Annotated in this window: 14 protein-coding genes; 6 read left to right on the forward strand and 8 right to left on the reverse strand. The window is 50.9% G+C overall.

What is annotated here, in order from left to right; translation table 11 throughout:
• Positions 1-2 precede the first annotated feature (2 nt).
• From PL263_RS15690 to pyrF, 7 genes are all read right to left on the reverse strand, one after another.
• Positions 3-467, reverse strand: coding sequence for a DUF411 domain-containing protein (locus PL263_RS15690; protein ID WP_278210226.1), 465 nt, complete (start codon positions 465-467; stop codon positions 3-5).
• A gap of 10 nt (positions 468-477) precedes the next feature.
• Complete coding sequence (locus PL263_RS15695) at positions 478-897, reverse strand: secondary thiamine-phosphate synthase enzyme YjbQ (protein ID WP_140910718.1); 420 nt, start codon at positions 895-897, stop codon at positions 478-480.
• Positions 898-924: 27 nt separating this feature from the next.
• Positions 925-1,998, reverse strand: coding sequence for a uroporphyrinogen decarboxylase (gene hemE, locus PL263_RS15700; protein WP_278210229.1), 1,074 nt, complete (start codon positions 1,996-1,998; stop codon positions 925-927).
• A 21-nt stretch (positions 1,999-2,019) separates the two neighbouring features.
• Positions 2,020-3,591, reverse strand: coding sequence for an AAA family ATPase (locus tag PL263_RS15705; RefSeq protein ID WP_278210230.1), 1,572 nt, complete (start codon positions 3,589-3,591; stop codon positions 2,020-2,022).
• Positions 3,581-4,663, reverse strand: a complete 1,083-nt coding sequence (aroB, locus tag PL263_RS15710; protein ID WP_278210231.1) for a 3-dehydroquinate synthase — start codon at positions 4,661-4,663, stop codon at positions 3,581-3,583. Before aroB ends, PL263_RS15705 begins: the two co-directional genes overlap by 11 nt.
• Positions 4,644-5,189 (reverse strand): shikimate kinase AroK, encoded by a 546-nt coding sequence (gene aroK, locus PL263_RS15715; RefSeq protein WP_140910714.1) that lies wholly within the window; start codon positions 5,187-5,189, stop codon positions 4,644-4,646. The genes aroB and aroK overlap by 20 nt, the downstream gene beginning before the upstream one ends.
• 258 nt (positions 5,190-5,447) lie before the next feature.
• Positions 5,448-6,173, reverse strand: coding sequence for an orotidine-5'-phosphate decarboxylase (pyrF, locus tag PL263_RS15720; RefSeq protein WP_278210232.1), 726 nt, complete (start codon positions 6,171-6,173; stop codon positions 5,448-5,450).
• A gap of 429 nt (positions 6,174-6,602) precedes the next feature.
• On the opposite strand from pyrF, the gene PL263_RS15725 reads away from it, so the two are divergent.
• Positions 6,603-8,024 carry an undecaprenyl-phosphate glucose phosphotransferase gene (locus PL263_RS15725; protein ID WP_278210233.1) on the forward strand — a complete coding sequence of 474 codons (1,422 nt, stop codon included), beginning with the start codon at positions 6,603-6,605 and terminating at the stop codon, positions 8,022-8,024.
• A gap of 9 nt (positions 8,025-8,033) precedes the next feature.
• Here the strand turns inward: PL263_RS15725 and PL263_RS15730 are convergent, their stop codons facing one another.
• Positions 8,034-9,140 (reverse strand): VanZ family protein, encoded by a 1,107-nt coding sequence (locus PL263_RS15730; RefSeq protein WP_278210235.1) that lies wholly within the window; start codon positions 9,138-9,140, stop codon positions 8,034-8,036.
• A gap of 346 nt (positions 9,141-9,486) precedes the next feature.
• Here PL263_RS15730 and PL263_RS15735 point away from each other — a divergent pair, with 346 nt between their 5' ends.
• From PL263_RS15735 to PL263_RS15755, 5 genes are all read left to right on the forward strand, one after another.
• Positions 9,487-10,761, forward strand: a complete 1,275-nt coding sequence (locus PL263_RS15735) for an O-antigen ligase family protein (protein WP_278210236.1) — start codon at positions 9,487-9,489, stop codon at positions 10,759-10,761.
• Between the two features lie 102 nt (positions 10,762-10,863).
• Positions 10,864-12,330, forward strand: a complete 1,467-nt coding sequence (locus tag PL263_RS15740; RefSeq protein WP_278210238.1) for a hypothetical protein — start codon at positions 10,864-10,866, stop codon at positions 12,328-12,330.
• A 489-nt stretch (positions 12,331-12,819) separates the two neighbouring features.
• Positions 12,820-13,821, forward strand: a complete 1,002-nt coding sequence (locus PL263_RS15745; RefSeq protein ID WP_278210239.1) for a glycosyltransferase family A protein — start codon at positions 12,820-12,822, stop codon at positions 13,819-13,821.
• A 103-nt stretch (positions 13,822-13,924) separates the two neighbouring features.
• Positions 13,925-15,040: a glycosyltransferase gene (locus PL263_RS15750; protein ID WP_278210241.1), complete on the forward strand. Its 1,116-nt coding sequence runs from the start codon at positions 13,925-13,927 to the stop codon at positions 15,038-15,040.
• Positions 15,041-15,079: 39 nt separating this feature from the next.
• Positions 15,080-16,285, forward strand: a complete 1,206-nt coding sequence (locus PL263_RS15755) for an acyltransferase family protein (RefSeq protein ID WP_278210242.1) — start codon at positions 15,080-15,082, stop codon at positions 16,283-16,285.
• Positions 16,286-16,316 lie beyond the last annotated feature (31 nt).

A 16,316-nucleotide genomic window follows, 5' to 3' on the forward strand; every position in this document is an offset into this window, starting at 1 on the left:
GATCAGCGTTTGTCGCCGTGCTCGGCAAATACGTCGGCTTTGCCCGATTTGTCGAACGAAACCACTTGGTAAGCATCCTGGCGCCCGCCCATTTCCATGCCGGGGCTGCCCATCGGCATGCCGGGCGCGGCCAGACCGGTGACTTGGGGTTTGGCTTGCAGCATTTTTTGGATGTCGCCGGCCGGGACATGGCCTTCGACCACATAGCCGTCGACTATCGCGGTATGGCAGGACGCCAGTTTTTCCGGGACGCCGTAGCGGGCTTTGATCGCGTCCATGTCGTCGCTGATCACGTCCTTGATCTTGAAGCCGCTTTGTCTGGCGTGTTCCAGCCATTTGCCGCAGCAACCGCAGGTCGGGCTGCGATAAACGGTCATTTCCGGGCCGCCGGCCGCGGGTTGTTCGGCGCAGGCCGAAAAACCGAATGATGCCAAAACCAGGATTGCCGTCGATCTAATCAATTTCATAAATACCTCTTTATTCGCCGTGCAGCGTGACGATGATGTTGCGGCTGCCGGCGTGGTTACGGTGCTCGCATAAATAGATGCCTTGCCAGATACCCAGTGCCAATTGGCCGTCGCTGATGGGGATGGACAGAGAACTCCCCAGAATGACGGTTTTAATGTGCGCCGGCATATCATCCGGACCTTCGAGCGTGTGCCGGTAATAGGGTTCATTTTCGGCTACGGCCCGGGAAAAATAACTTTCCAGATCGCGGCGGACGTCGGCGTCTGCGTTTTCGTTAATCGCCAGCGACGCCGAGGTGTGTTGCAGAAAAATGTGGGCCAGACCGATTTCGATCCGGTCCAGTTCCGGCAGTTGGCTGACGATTTCCCGCGTCACCAGATGGAACCCGCGCGGTTTGGCGGTCAGTTGAAGACGTTTTTGCAACCACATGCCGCGGTCTCGATCGAACGCGCCGCGTCAGGCGCCGGAGGCGTGGTATTGCGGACTCAATTCGCGGACCGCATCGACCATGGCCTTGACGTGCTCCGGATCGATATCCGGCAATATGCCGTGGCCCAGATTGAATACATGGCCGGAACCGTTACCGAAGCCGGCCAGCACGTCGCCGACTTTGGCGCGGATCACGTCGGGTTTGGCGTAGAGCGTGATCGGGTCCATGTTGCCCTGCAACGCCACCCGGTCGCCGACTCTGGCCCTGGCCTGACCGATATCGGTCTGCCAATCCAGGCCCAGCGCATCGTAGCCGCTGTCGGCCATCGCCTCCAGCCACAAACCGCCGCCTTTGGTGAACAGGATGGTCGGAATTTGTTTGCCGTCGCGCTGGGTTTGCAACAAGTCCCTGACTTGCCGGGCATAGCGCAAGGAAAACTCCAGATAATCGGCATGGCTGAGCATGCCGCCCCAGGTGTCGAACACCATCACCGCGTCGGCGCCGGCGGCGATCTGCGCGTTCAGATAGGCGGCAACCGCCTGCGCCAGGGTGTCCAGCATTTGGTGCATCAGCTGCGGCTGCTCGAACATCAGGCTTTTGACCTTTTGAAAGCTCTTGCTGCTTTTGCCTTCCACCATATAGGTCGCCAGCGTCCACGGGCTGCCGGAAAAACCGATCAGCGGCACCCGGCCTTGCAAATTGGTTTTGATCAGGCGCACCGCGTCGATCACATAGCGCAATTCGGCTTCCGGATCGGGGATCGCCAAGTTGGCGATGTCGGCGGCGGTTCGGACCGGCCGGGCGAATTGCGGGCCTTCGCCTTCCGAGAACGACAGGCCCAGACCCATCGCATCCGGGATGGTCAGAATGTCGGAGAACAGAATTGCGGCGTCGAAGCCGTAGCGCTCCAGTGGCTGCAAGGTCACCTCGCAGGCCAATTCCGGATTGGTGCACAGTTGCATGAAACTGCCGGCCTTGGCGCGTACGGCGCGGTACTCCGGTAAATAGCGTCCGGCTTGGCGCATCATCCAGCTTGGGGTGCGTTCGACCGGTTGTCTCAACAGGGCGCGCAGGAATAAATCGTTTTGTAGTTGGCTCATGTTTCGGTGGGATGGTATGAATCAGCGGCGGCTTTCTTTTTGCACGGCACGAAAGCGTTTTTCCAGCGCCTGTTTGAATTCGTTGGGCATGACCGCCTTGAATTGTTGCGCCTCGGCGGCCGTGGCAAACGAGCCATAAATCAGCACGTATTTTTCTTGCTCGCCTTTGTTAATCGGATAGTAGGTTAACGCATCGCGGTAGTCGGCGTATTTTTTCAGAAAGCGGGTGACGGCGGCCTTGTCGGACAGCACCATGACCTGCAAGGTAAAGTTATTCGGCGGCTGGGTCATGATCCAATCGTAGTCGCCGCCGTCGGAGATCGGTTTGCCCGGTTTGCGTTCGGCCGGTTTTACCGGAGCCGCGGGTGTTGGCGGCGTTGCCGGCGCAGGCGCGGGCTCGACAGTGGCTTTAGCAACGGCGGGTTCGGTTGGGGCCGGTTTTGCCGGGGCCTCGGCGGGAGCCGGTGCAGTAGTCGTCGTCTCGGCGGCCTGGTTTGGCGCGGCCGCCACCGGCGTTCCGGTTTTGGCTGGCGCCGGGGCGGGTTCGGCAGGCGCAACGGCTGCGGCCGGCACTGTTGCCGGAATTTGGGGCTGGCTCGGCGCCTGGTTTGACGCGGCTGGTGGCGCTGGAGCCGGAGGTTCGGCAGCCGGAATTGCCGGCGCAGCAGTGTCCGGTTCTGTCTCCGCCGGTTGCGGCGGCGCTAGCGGACTCGGCTCGGCCGCAGTCGCTGGCTGCGCCGACTCAACCGGTTTGGCCGGCTCGGGCAAGGCAACCGGCGCCGGTAACGGCTGCGGCGCCTGTTGGGCAGGCAACAAGCTGAACCCGACATAACCCGCTCCGGCCGCAATTGCGGCAATGCCCAGCCACAGCCCGGTCCGGGCGGTTTTGCGGCCTTGGTAATGGGCCAGCTTGGGCAACTCGGCCAGAATCTTGCCCGGAATGCCGTGGGTGTCGCGATATACCTGCTCGACCAGGCTGTCGGTGATGGCATTGAACGACAGCACCGCGCCGGGTTGTGCCGACAAATTCTGCAAATATTCGCCGCATTGTTTGCGGCTCAACGGCGGCAACTCGATGAAGTGGCATTCTTCGACCACCTTGTCGGTGCCGCTTTTGATGTGAAATTGGTCGTGGTTCATCGCGAACACCAGACGCAGGCCCGGAATCGAGTCGGCCAATTCGATCAGCATGGTCAGCAAACCGGGGCCGAGTTCGCCGGCGTCGTCGATCAGCAGCACCACTTTGCGCCGGGCGCAGGCGTCGCGCAAGGCGTTGATGTCGAAAGCGGAAGCGGTTTTCAGCTTCAGGTCGCGCAGCGACTCGACGATCAGGCTTTCGAAACTGGCGTTCGGCGTAGCTTGCAACAGGGCAACGTCCCACAAGTCCTTGCGGTTTTGGCGGACGGTTTCCAGTAGCGTGGATTTGCCGATGCCGGCCGGGCCGCAGACGATTAACGACTGCTGCAGGTTTGCCAGCAAATGCAGCAGCAAGTCGAGTTTTTGCGAACGCTCCAGCGTGATCAGCGCGCGCTCGGGGCTGTTATTCACCGAGCGGCGTTGGTAGCTGTAGGTGAGGTCGTCGTTATCCAACATAGCCGTTTAAGGTGGCTCGCAACTGGGCCAAATCGACGTTGACCGGCAACGACGCCTTGCCGACCGCTTCCAATAAAATCACCCGAATCTTGCCGTCGACGTTTTTCTTGTCGACCGACATCAAATCGACGTATTGCTCGCTGGTCATCTCGGCCGGCGGCGTCACCGGCAGTTTGGCAGCTTTGAAGATGGCGACGATCCGCGCCACGTCGGCGTCGTTCAACCAGCCCAGGCGCCGCGATAAATCGGCGGCGAAGCAGGTGCCGATCGCGACCGCCTCGCCGTGCAAATATTGGCCGTAACCGCAGCCGGTTTCGATGGCATGGCCGAAGGTGTGGCCCAGGTTCAAGGTCGCGCGCACGCCGGATTCGAATTCGTCTTCGCCGACCACCTCGGCTTTATTGATGCAGGAGCGCTCGATGGCGTAAGCCAGCGCGGCTTTATCGCGGGCCAGCAATTGCGGCAAGTTGGCTTCCAGCCACTGCAAAAATTCCGGGTCGCGGATCAGGCCGTATTTGATGACTTCCGCCAGACCGGCCGATAATTGGCGGTCGTCCAATGTATCGAGCACGTCGGCGTCGGCGATCACGCATTGCGGCTGGTAGAAGGCGCCGATCATGTTTTTGCCCAGCGGGTGGTTGACGCCGGTCTTGCCGCCGACCGAAGAGTCGACTTGCGCCAGCAATGTGGTCGGAATCTGGATGAAAGCGATGCCGCGCTGGTAGCAAGCCGCGGCAAAGCCGCCCATGTCGCCGATCACGCCGCCGCCCAGTGCGATCAAGGTGGCGTTGCGGCTAAATTTGTTGGTCAGCAAGCCGTCGAAGACTTTTTCCAGGTAGTGCAGGGTTTTGTACTGCTCGCCGTCAGGCAGCACCACGCTATCGGTTTGATAATCGGCCAAGCCCGCCAGCACTTTGGCCAGGTACAACGGCGCTATCGTTTCGTTGGTGAGGACCAACACTTGCTTGGACCGGATGTGCCGGCGCAAGAGCTCGGGTTGCTCCAGCAGCTTGGAACCGATGTAGATCGGATAGCTGCGCTGGTTGCCTAAATCAACTCGCAATTCTTTCATGGTCTTCCAGAGCAGCCTGGTACTGCTGCAAAATGGTTTTGACGACAGTCTTGGTGGGCAGCACGCCGGAATCGATTTTGAAATCGGCGCACGCGCTATATAAAGGGTCGCGCTCGGCCAGCAGGGTTTGCAAACGCTGGCGCGGATTTTCGGTACGCAATAACGGCCGTTGCGTATCGTGTTTGGTGCGATGCAGAATTTTGTCGATCGAGCATTGCAGATAGACCACGAAACCGTTTTCGATCAAGGCTTGGCGGTTTTCCGGTTTGATCACGGCACCGCCGCCGGTCGCCATGACAATACCCTGCTTCATCGACAAATGATGGATCACCGCCTGCTCGCGCAAACGGAAGCCCTCTTCGCCTTCGTAGGAAAAAATGGTCGGAATATCCACACCGGTGCATTCCTCGATCACCTTGTCGCTGTCGTAAAACGGCCACTGCAACGTTTTGGCGAGCTGTTTGCCGATGGTGGTCTTACCGACGCCCATCAAACCGATCAAATATATGTTGGCCGCTGGTTTCATTGCATGGCTGGTTCTGCGCACTAAAAAACCGGAGCATTATGCCCACTTTTGCCGGCGAGTGAAATTTTAAGATGCGCGTGGCGCGCATCGGGCCAGTGCCGGCCCTAAATCCCCGGTTATCGTCCTGAGTCATTTGCAATAGGAGCAGGCCCTGCCTGCGACCGAAGGCGCTTGATCGCGGCCAGGGCCCGCCCCTACCGCTTTTAATTGAACGACATTGACTATCGTTCCGCGGCAGGGGCAAGCCGGCGCCAAAGCTTATGCGAACTGCGCCGCGATTTGGCTCTGGATTGTTTCCGCCATCGCCTTACGGTCGGCGGCGTCGCGGATCGGCCGGCCGACGACGATGTAATCCGCACCGTTTTGGATGGCCTGCTCGACGCTGACCGCACGCTTTTGGTCGTCGTCTTCGCGGTTGTCGACCGGACGGATGCCGGGGGTGATGACCAGCAGTTTGTCGCCGAGATGTTCCCGGATCATCGCCACTTCCAGGCCGGACGAGACGATGCCGTCGCAACCGATTTGCAGCGCCCGCTTGGCCCGCGACAACACCAATTCTTTGACGTCGCATTGGAAACCCAAGTCGTCCAGGTCGCCGCGGTCCAGGCTGGTCAGTGCCGTTACGGCCAGCACCTTCAGGTCGCCTTTGGCGGCGGCGGCGGCTTCCATGATCGAATCGTTGCCGTGTATCGTTGCCAAATCCACGCCTTTATTGCTCAGAGCCTTGATCGCCCGGCCGACCGTGGCCGGAATGTCGAAGAATTTCAGATCGACGAAGACTTTCTTTTCGCGCGCCTTCAACCATTCGATGAAACCGAAATAATCGCCGGACATGAACAATTCCATGCCGACTTTATAAAAAATCACCGCATCGCCCAGCTCTTCGACCAGGGCTTGGGCTTCGGCGATGCTGGCGACATCCAGTGCCATAATCAAGCGGTCACGAACCGGAATGGGTTTTTGCGAAACGAAAGAGTTGTTCATGGGGGACGATTGGCTGGGTTGGTTCTTAAAAGCGTAAAAAATAACAGAAGAACGCTGCCAATCCTACATTTTCACTGGCATCGGTTCCCGACGGACGGGATTGTCGGCCAAGTTTGGACTGGACGGCATCACCGTTAGCGGTTATAACCTCTATCGCGGACTGCGACGAAATGGCGTTGTCCGCTTCCGTTGGTCCTCATAAAAAACGCATCCCTCAATGAGAAGGGAGCAAACAACTACAAGGAGATTGCGGTCCCAAAGCCCCCAAAACCGGGTGCGAAACCGCAAATGGCCCGGCAAGTCAGCGGCCTGCACAGCGAGAAAAGAGCGTCCCCAGTTTATTAAGCTTTCATTAAGCCGAAATATGCCGGGTGTATGCTTCTATAATTCAGGCAGACACGTGAAGTTAACTTGGCTAAAAGTATTGGTATGACTCAGTATCGCCCAAAAGGATTTATCCGGCCGCTACGGCCCGAATTGCAAAGCATCAAACGTGCGACCGATACCGCGCTGATCTTCATCACGCTTTACTTGTCATTGCACGTCTACCGGGAGCCTTTCACCAAGGAATACCTGGGCTTGTTCATCGTTTGCACCGTGCTGTTCGGTATCTTCGCCGAACATCAAGAGATATACCACGGCTGGCGCGGCGATCCGATGTTCGACGATGCGATCCGTATCTTGCTGTCCTGGATTTTTGCCTTTGCCTTAGTTGCCGGCGGCTTTTTCGTGTTCGATTTCGGATTCGAATATTCCCGCGAGGTGATGGAACTTTGGCTGCCATTGGCGCCGCTCAGCATCATCGTCTTGCATACCTTGCGCCGCTCCGCCTTGTCCTATCTGCGCCTGCGCGGCATCAACACCCGCACCTACGCCATCCTCGGCGGCAATGGCCTGGGCCGTCGGCTCAACGTTGCCTTGACCGAAATGCCCTGGCTGGGCTACCAATTCATCGGTTTTTTCGACGACCGGATCGAAAACAAGCAGCGCCGAGAACAGGAAGACATGGTCGACAACATCATCGGCGATTTCAAGGAACTGCTGGACCGGGCCAGACACGGCGAAATCGACCACATCTACATCACGCTGCCGCTACGCGCGGAAAAACGTATCAACCAATTAGTGCAGGAACTGGCCGACAGCACCGTGTCGGTCAATATCGTGCCGGACTTTTTCACCTTCAACCTGATGCAATCCAAACTCAGCAGCGTCAAGGGGATTCCGGTGGTCAGCGTATTCGACACGCCCCTGAATTCGTCGCTGGACGGCACCGCCAAGCGGCTGGAAGACTTATTGCTGTGCGCGGTGATTCTGCCGCTGATCGCCATCCCGATGCTGCTGATCGCCATCGCCATCAAACTCACCTCGCCGGGACCGGTGATTTTCAAACAACTGCGTTACGGCGTGAAAGGCGAACCGATCGAAGTCTGGAAGTTCAGGTCGATGACGGTGTGCGAAAACGGCGACAACGTCAAACAAGCCACGGCCAACGACAGCCGGGTCACGCCGCTCGGCGGCTTCCTGCGCCGCACCTCGCTGGACGAACTGCCGCAATTTCTGAACGTACTGAGCGGCACCATGTCCGTAGTCGGCCCGCGCCCGCACGCCATCGCCCATAACGAATACTACCGCAAGCAAATCCAGGGCTACATGCTGCGCCATAAAATGAAACCCGGCATCACCGGCCTGGCCCAAATCAGCGGCTGCCGCGGCGAAACCGAAACCATCGACAAAATGGAAGCCCGCATTCACCACGACCTGGAATACATCCGCAATTGGTCGGTGATTTTAGATATCAAGATCGTGATATTGACGATTTTCAAGGGGTTTATTGGGCAGCAGGCGTATTGAATTGTCAGATCAATGCTTTTTTAAACGGCTAAGCATTGATAACACGGAGCCAGTGAAAATCCCGGCGGTGTCGATAATGATGTCTCCGAGCTGGGGGCCTCGACCAGGAACGAACAACTGCAGTACCTCGGTGGCAACGGCGAATAAAATGGTTAATTGGACCGTTTGGAAAATAGGCGGATTAAACGGACTGCGTTTACTGGCTGCGACGCATAACAACGCAAACATCACGAAGTGGCCGTATTTGTATTTGTCCAGCTCCGGTAACGACGTCGTGAGCTTAAAAACTCTCATTGGTTCGCCGTGGTCATGTACGGCTGCCATATCCGCAGAGGACCAAAGCATATCGCCGATGTATTCTTTGATGGCTTGAGGCATTAAAACGCCAGCCAGAATTCCAATTCCGATCACTAAAATTGCGGCCTGATTGCGGCTTTGTGCCGCTCTGCAGACTAACGGGAATGCGATCCAGAGTCCTAGGCATGTCCAAATCGCAATAAACCAGCACCGGTAGCGTTCGAATGCGATATTTGGTTTTACTTGGCGAATGCTAGGGGATTTGACTTCGAGCTGGCCTTTGGCGTGTATTAATTGAATTATTAATTGAAGTTTAGTGGTATTTTCGTTAACGCGAAAAACTCGCTCGTGGTATGTCCAATCCGATGTGCCATTTTTAGAAATCAATAGGTGGGGTTGGTTATATATTGCTTTACCAAAATGGTCGTACGCCAATAAGACTATTCGAGCAGTTTCCCAAGGGCGAGCGCCTTCGATAACGTCCAAAGTTTTTATGTAACTGCTTACATGTAGTAATGATCCTGTCGGCACAAGTGGAATCGCCTGGCTTAGGTGGATGGCGTGATCGAAGTCTGGGGCTGAGAGCGTTACACTTGGTTGCGTTGATACTCTTAAATTGGCACTGTCGCCTGAGTGAGTTCGGGTTTCTGTCGGCTGTATTTCTACGCCAATTTCTGATGGCATCCAATTCGAAAGGCCATTGCTGAAGTTTGGATCGGATAACAATTCGTTATCGAAGTAGTCGAACTGCGGGAAGTAATTGAAAAAACAGATGGTGGCGGCGCAAACGATGAGGACGACGATGCTTCTTAATATCATGCTCTGGCCGTTTAATATTGCTGGTGGTAATTCTAGGTTAAGGTTGCCGGTTTTTTATTGATTAATAATCAGTTGAATTCTTAACAGGTTGGTGAAAAACTCTTTTTTGGCTTTGAATGACTCTATATTTAGTGGCGATGAAGCTATTTTCCTACTAAATGCTGATTCGATTGAGCAAAATTAGCGCCTCAAATATGGTTTTTCACCAACCTGTTAAGTCCATTTTGCGGGATTAGGAGTGTACGATTATAAATTCCGTTCGATATTATAGCCTTATTAAGATGGGGCTGTTCATGGGTTTTGAATTAAGTCAAATGTGTTTGGTGAATGAGCTGTCGATAAAGATATGAATGTATTAAAGGGCAAGTCAGTTGGCGGCATGTATTTGTTTCCATTAGTTCTTATTTTTCTTTTAGTGGGGCTAAGCATCCTGCATACCACTCCTGGACAGGAAAGTAGTGTGACAAATCAAATTGTCGCTTCTCTTTCTTATATCTCGGCATTGTTTATTCTTTTAAGAAATCAATGGGGATTCTTTAGTTTTGCACTAAAGCGAGCGACGCCGTTGTTGATAATGCTGTTTTTGGCGCTGGCCTCTATAATGTGGACGGACTTTCCTCGGCAGTTGCTAACCGGTTTTGTCCATAAGCTCGGGGCGGTTTTTGTAACAATCTGTGCTGTCTGTTTATTGATAAATGATAAAGAAGCATTTTTCAGAATTCTATTAAAGATATTTCTTTTATATTTCATTGCCACAATCTTGTTCTCTTTCGTCAAGCCGGATATGGCTGAAATGCCGGCCACACTTTATGGAGAATATAGGGCTGGCCTAAGGGGGTTTACCTTGCATCCCAATACATTGGGTGCTATTTGTGTTGATGGCGTCTGGGTTGCCATGTGCTACCAGTATTTGACAGGCGCCAAAACTAAAGCCGAAAAATTGATGGTTTATATAATGTTGACGAGTATTATTTATTGTCTCGTCAAAGCGGATAGCATGACTTCTATATTGGTTTCCTTGGCGCTCGGCTTTATAGTGTTCTGGTTAAAGTTTATTCAATCCGGAAACAGCAGCGTAAAAGCGCTAAAAATAATGTCGGCTTTGTTTTTTTTGTTGATAAGTATTAGCGTGCTGATTGTAGTTAAGCCGAATATTTTTTCAATTGACTATTTTTTTAAGGCTATCGGGCGTAATTCTACATTTACCGGGCGGACAGAGTTATGGGAATTAGCGATGAAAGGCTTCGGTGAAAAGCCTGTATTCGGCTGGGGGGAAGATAACCTATTCACGTTTCTCAAGTTTTACCATCAACCGTTTAGCCAGCTGCATAACGGTTATTTCGATCTTTTGGTCAGGGGCGGAGTTGTTTCGATTTTGCTATTTCTAACGATGTTGTTTCAGATTGCAAAAAGCCTACTTCGTATGTTAAAGGCAAATGAACAAAATTATATAATTATCTTGTCATTTGTTAGTGTCTGGTTGGTTCATAATGTTACAGAGGCTTCAATTTTCAAAAGCCCAAATGTATTATGGCTGTTTTTTATGCTGATATATTTTTACAGTATTACATGGGCTTATTACAGGAATGATGCCGGTATTGCTTCGAATAAAACGGCATAAAAATTTCGTTTCGTATTATTAATTTTTAAAAAATATTTTGCGATGGGTGGATCTAGAGTACAAAAAACCTTAAAAAACGCGAAGACTAGCTTGGTTTTTTATGTGTTGCTGCTGATCACCACATTTTTATCCAGAAGCGTCTTTATAAAGTGTTTGGGAGAAGATTTTGTTGGCTTGACAAGCGCAATGATGAATATCATGGGCTTTTTAAACTTGGCGGAAATGGGGTTTTCGTCAGTTGTCGCTTTTGCGTTGTACAAGCCGATTTATGAGAAAGACCAATCCGGTATCAACGAAATCGTGTCGGTGTTTGCATACATCTATAACCGTATTGGCTGGATAATTTTGTTATGCGGTTTGGCGCTGGTTTATTTCTTGCCGGAGTTTTTTAAAGATAGCGGTTTTGAAAATCGGGTTATTTGGGCGACTTTCTTTACTTACCTTATCACGACGCTATTGGGTTTTTTTGTTAATTATAAAGAAACATTGCTTGCCGCCGACCAGAACAATTACATAAAGGTCAGGCTATTTAATATCGTTAAAATATCAAAAGTCGTTGTGCAAGTGCTCTGTCTTTTGTATTTGGATGGAGGCCTTTATATTTGGCTGCTGCTTGAATTTTCATTCCTGTCTGTATACTCTCTGGTCATCAATCTAAAAATCAAAAAGCTCTACCCCGATTTGGTTTCTAGCGTTAAGTCCGGCAGAGAACTTTCCCGGCGTTACGGCTTTATTTATACCAAGGCCAAACAGGCTTTTTTTCACAAATTCAGCGCTACCGTTTTGCAGCAAGTTACCGGGATATTGATTTATGTGTTTTCCAATTTGGCAACGGTCACAAAATATACTAACTACACCCTGATCACGGCGTCCTTGTACACTCTGCTTAGTAGTATTTTTGATAGTACCAATGCTGCGGTGGGAAATTTGGTGGCGGAAAAAGACTCAAAGAAGATCCTGCGCGTGTTTTGGGAGCTGCAGGTGTCGAGGTATTGGATCGCTACTTGCATGGTCTATGTAACTTATACTACGGTGGATTTATTTATAGCGGTTTGGTTGGATAAGAGTTTTGTTTTGCCCGAAGACATTAAAATTGTTTTGATGCTTAACTTGTTCATTATGCTCACCCGCAAAACCAACGACGAATTTATTAGTGCCGTTGGCTTATTCAAGGATGTGTGGGCGCCCATTACCGAGGCGGTAATCAATATTGGCGTGTCGGTCGCGGCCGGCAGTTATTTGGGCATAGTCGGCATTCCGTTGGGCACTTTGCTCAGTCTGTTATTAATTATAGGGATATGGAAGCCGGTGTTTCTATACAGCGAGTTTATGCCGCAGTCGCTTGGGCAATACTTTCTAAGGATATTTAAGTATTTGTTTATATCGTTTTCGTCTATTGTTTTTGTAGAGCAAATTCCGCTTCATGTTCTTCCGATAGACAATCCGTATTACGTATTTATTAATATGGCTGCACAGCGGACGCTTGAAGTATTCTTAATGTCAGGGCTCATCTATTTTGCATTGGCAGCGGAAATGCGCTCTTTCCTGAAGCGTTTCAAACGTCGTTAAGCATAGCCATCGATAGTTTTTGGCGGCGGCTGATTTGGTTCTGAACGAAAATGGAATATCGCTAGCCCAGCGGAAGGTTGATGGCCCGGATAAAAAGTGTGTCGCTAAAAAACAAAAAGCCGGGTGGTATTTTGCTAAACAGTGGTCGATTGGTTTGTGCTTCAATGGAAATGGTGGTGCAAGAATTCATTCGATTACGCTGGAGGACGCTAAGAATTAGCCTTCATGCTGCGACAAGTTCAATACCAACGGATAATACGTTTGTTTATATGACTTGACGTGCGAAATGAGGTTATCGAATTGCATTGTTAGAGAGTCCCAAGGATTGTTCTCAATGTCGTTAAGTTAAGGATGGCAGGAGCGGGCCCGGCCCGCGATCAAACGCCTTCGGTCGCAGGCATGGCCTGCTCCTACAGGATGTGAACCAGCCTTCTATTCCTTAATTTAACGGCATTGGGGTTGCTCTAGGTTATTTTTCGTAAATTGTATATGAACACTACTGAAAGTTCTGTCCCGGTCTCAGTTATCATCCCGGCATATAACATAGACCGATATGTATTGGAATGTATCGATTCATTATTGTCGCAAAATATAAGTCCGTACGAGATTATTGTCGTCGATGACGGTTCTACTGATAACACCAATGAGGTCCTTCGTCAGAAATATGGCGATAATCCGCTAGTTAAAATATATAGGCAGGATAATAAAGGCGCAGGCGAGGCAAGAAACTTCGGTTTGTCTGTCGCTGGCGGCGATTTCATATTTTTCTGCGATTCGGACGACGTGGTACAGGCCGGTTTTTTTGCCGAATTTAGAGATCGGTTAATTGAAAATCCAGGGATGGAAATGTTCTGCTTTAGTTCTGAGCTGTTTTTTGCGAACCAAAAAACCTTTCCAAAAATTACCCATCACGAAACCGGTTGGCTAAAAGAAGGAAAAATCGCGGTTAGGGATTTATTACTTGGAAATAATTACACCTCTGCCGCTTGGACTTATATTGTCAGTCGGCGCATTCTGGTGGACAACCAATTATGTTTTTTGGGCAGGGTCCACGAAGATCACAACATTACAATGTTGGCGTACTTGTTGAGCAAAGAGGTTTTTAGAACGGCTCGAGTCTATTATTCTCAGCGCGTCAGACCGGGGTCGTTAACTCGGACCAGGCATAAATTCGATTTCGGCGGAAGAATCAATGCCATGCAAGGCGTTATCGCCCTGTTGGGTCGGGAAGGTTTCCGCTCTGATCCGGATTGCCTGACAATTAAAACGAAGTACGTCAATTCCTCGTTAATTTTTTTGGTTGATGCCTGTGCCGAGTCTTATGCGGTTTTGCCTTCTCCGGTCAGAGATGAGTTAAGGAATTTTCGGCACAACCATAGTTACTCGTTCAAAGAGCGTTTTTTGCTCGCGTGCCCGGTACTCTATTTTTATCTCAAAAAAATCCGCTTGTGGTCAAAGCGCCTAACCGACAGGGGTAAAAGCGATGGCTAGTTTTGTAGTGCCTCGCTCGGTTCGCCGCGCGTTTCCCGGTGCTTTTGGCTGCGGTTAACTTAAATTTGCGCCTGACGGGCGTATGGATATATCGAAGGGAAAAATGACAAAAATCGTCGCAGTCTACCGAACCGCTTATCCGCTTCCATCTGAAGCGTTCATTCCCAGTCAATTGCTCGGTTTAATGCGTTATCAGCCTTTGGTCTGGTGTCGCGATTTTCACGGTTCGGATAATCCGCAGATAAAAGTTAAGTCGGTTTTTGCGGACAAACCGGCATCGGTTTGGCGCAAGGTATTGTTCACATTCTTTGGTATAGCCGGCTTCAAGGATGACGTGCAGTTGGTTCATGCTCATTTCGGTCCGGACGCAGCGATGATTTTGCCGCTGGTCAAGCGAAGTAACTTGCCCTTGGTCGTTACGTTTCATGGTTTCGACGCCCAGCAGTCGCGCTGGTCGATGTTGAAGTCCAAAACAATTTCCAACTGGTTGTTCTTGTTGCGCGAAAAAATGATTTATCGATATGCCTCGCGGATTATTGCTGTCTCGGCTTATTTGCGGGAGTGCCTGATTCGGCGGGGATGTCCCCCTGATAAATTGATCGTTCATTACATAGGCGTTGACACCTCGAGATTTAAGGTTGATTCAGCGGCCAGAATCCCGAAGCGACTTGTGAATGTCTCGCGGCATGTCGACTGGAAAGGGATTGATACCATACTGCTCGCCTTGCCGCAGTTGATTGTGCAATATCCGGATTTAGTTTTGGTACAGATCGGTTCCGGTCCGGATACTCGCCGCCTCCAGCAATTGGCGGTCGAGCTTGGCGTGTCCGAACATGTCCATTGGCGCGGTGCGTTGCCGCATGAGCAGGTGTTGGCGGAGTTGCGGCAGGCGTCGGTTTACGTGCACGCTGCCAGAACAGACGAAAAAGGGCAAACCGAAGCCTTTGGTATCGCTTTGATCGAAGCCCAGGCTTGCGGAGTGCCGGTTGTCGCTACTCGTTCCGGGGGCATACCTGAGGCGATGTTGGAAAACCATACCGGATTGCTTTTCGAAGAAAACGACCATGCTGCGTTGGCCGCCCAATTGGATAGTTTGTTGTCCGATGGCGCCAGATTGGATTTTTTGGCAAATAACGCACGCGAATTTGTGGTTAGTCGATTCGATATTAATGTGCAATCTGCCAAGTTGGAAAATATCTACGACGAAATAGGCAGCTAGCGCGCTGCTATGGATAATTTAATAACGGAGGAAATTCTGATGTCATCGGGAAATGTAATGATCGAGCAGGCCGCAGTAGTCAAGCCGGATTCTGAATATAACCCAAGTTTGTCAGCCTTTCTGGATTTTGCCCGCTGGGTTTCGGCGTTTTTGGTATTGCTGACGCACTTGAATAACAGAATGTTTTTGACCCTGGATAAAATTCCTGCGGATGATAGAACATTAGTTACTTACCTCTGGGGGTTTGTCGCTGGGTTTGCTCACTGGGGCGTCGTTATCTTTTTCGTATTGAGCGGATATTTAGTGGGTGGTCCGGTTTTAAAGCATGTACTGGCGAATAGGCCGTTTAATTTGACAAAGTACTTTGTGGCGCGCGTTACGCGCATATATTTGGTACTGATCCCTGTGCTATTAATTGGTAATGCTTTCGATTACATTGGCATGGCGATGTTTCCGAATTCTGAAATTTATGCGGAACACCTGGCGAAATTAAGGCACCAAACCGATTTGGAATTCAAAATGTCGATTGTAGGTTCTTTGTTTAATTTGCAGAATTTGTTTGTCGATACCCTGGGAACCAATGGCCCGCTGGAAACGTTAGCCAATGAGTTTTGGTACTACGTGACTTTTCCGTTGCTATTGTCACCGCTTTTGTTTCGCAGATCTTTCAAATCCTGGAGTCTGTTTATTGTCGGTGTTGCTTTATTTGCTTCAATGTCGTTCGCATCAAAATGGCATTTTGTCGGATTTATATTATGGTGTATTGGTGCCGGATTTTCGGTTCTGGCAAAAAAACCGGTAATTAAATCCTCTTTTTGGGCGTTGGCTGTTTTTTTAGCAGCATTAATTGGAATTCGGGTTGGGGTAAGAGCTAACGTTATTTTTGGCTCTTTCGGTTTTATTTTCGAGATTATCGTGGCCTTGCTGTTTGCGAATTTATTGTGGTCGTTGAAATATCATCCGGCTAACTGGCGTCTGTTACATTGGGACGGTCATAGTAAGTTGGGGGGATTTTCATATTCGTTATACGCCGTTCACGTGCCATTGCTTATGTTGTTGTGTGCGGCAATGAAAAATCATTTTGGGTTTGGCTGGCACGATATACCTAAAAGCGTTAACCAGTTTGTTGCGGCTCTTTCATTGGTTGCGGTATCGCTATCCTTTGCATGGTGTTTGTCTTTGCTTACGGAGCGGCATACTTATCGTGTAAGAAGCTTTGTGAATGGGCTGTTTGTTTCAAAGTGAGCTTATTATATTTTTTCAGTAGTTACATTCG

Origin of the sequence: Methylomonas sp. EFPC3 (assembly GCF_029643245.1) — a bacterium.
Taxonomy (GTDB): Bacteria; Pseudomonadota; Gammaproteobacteria; order Methylococcales; family Methylomonadaceae; genus Methylomonas; species Methylomonas koyamae_B.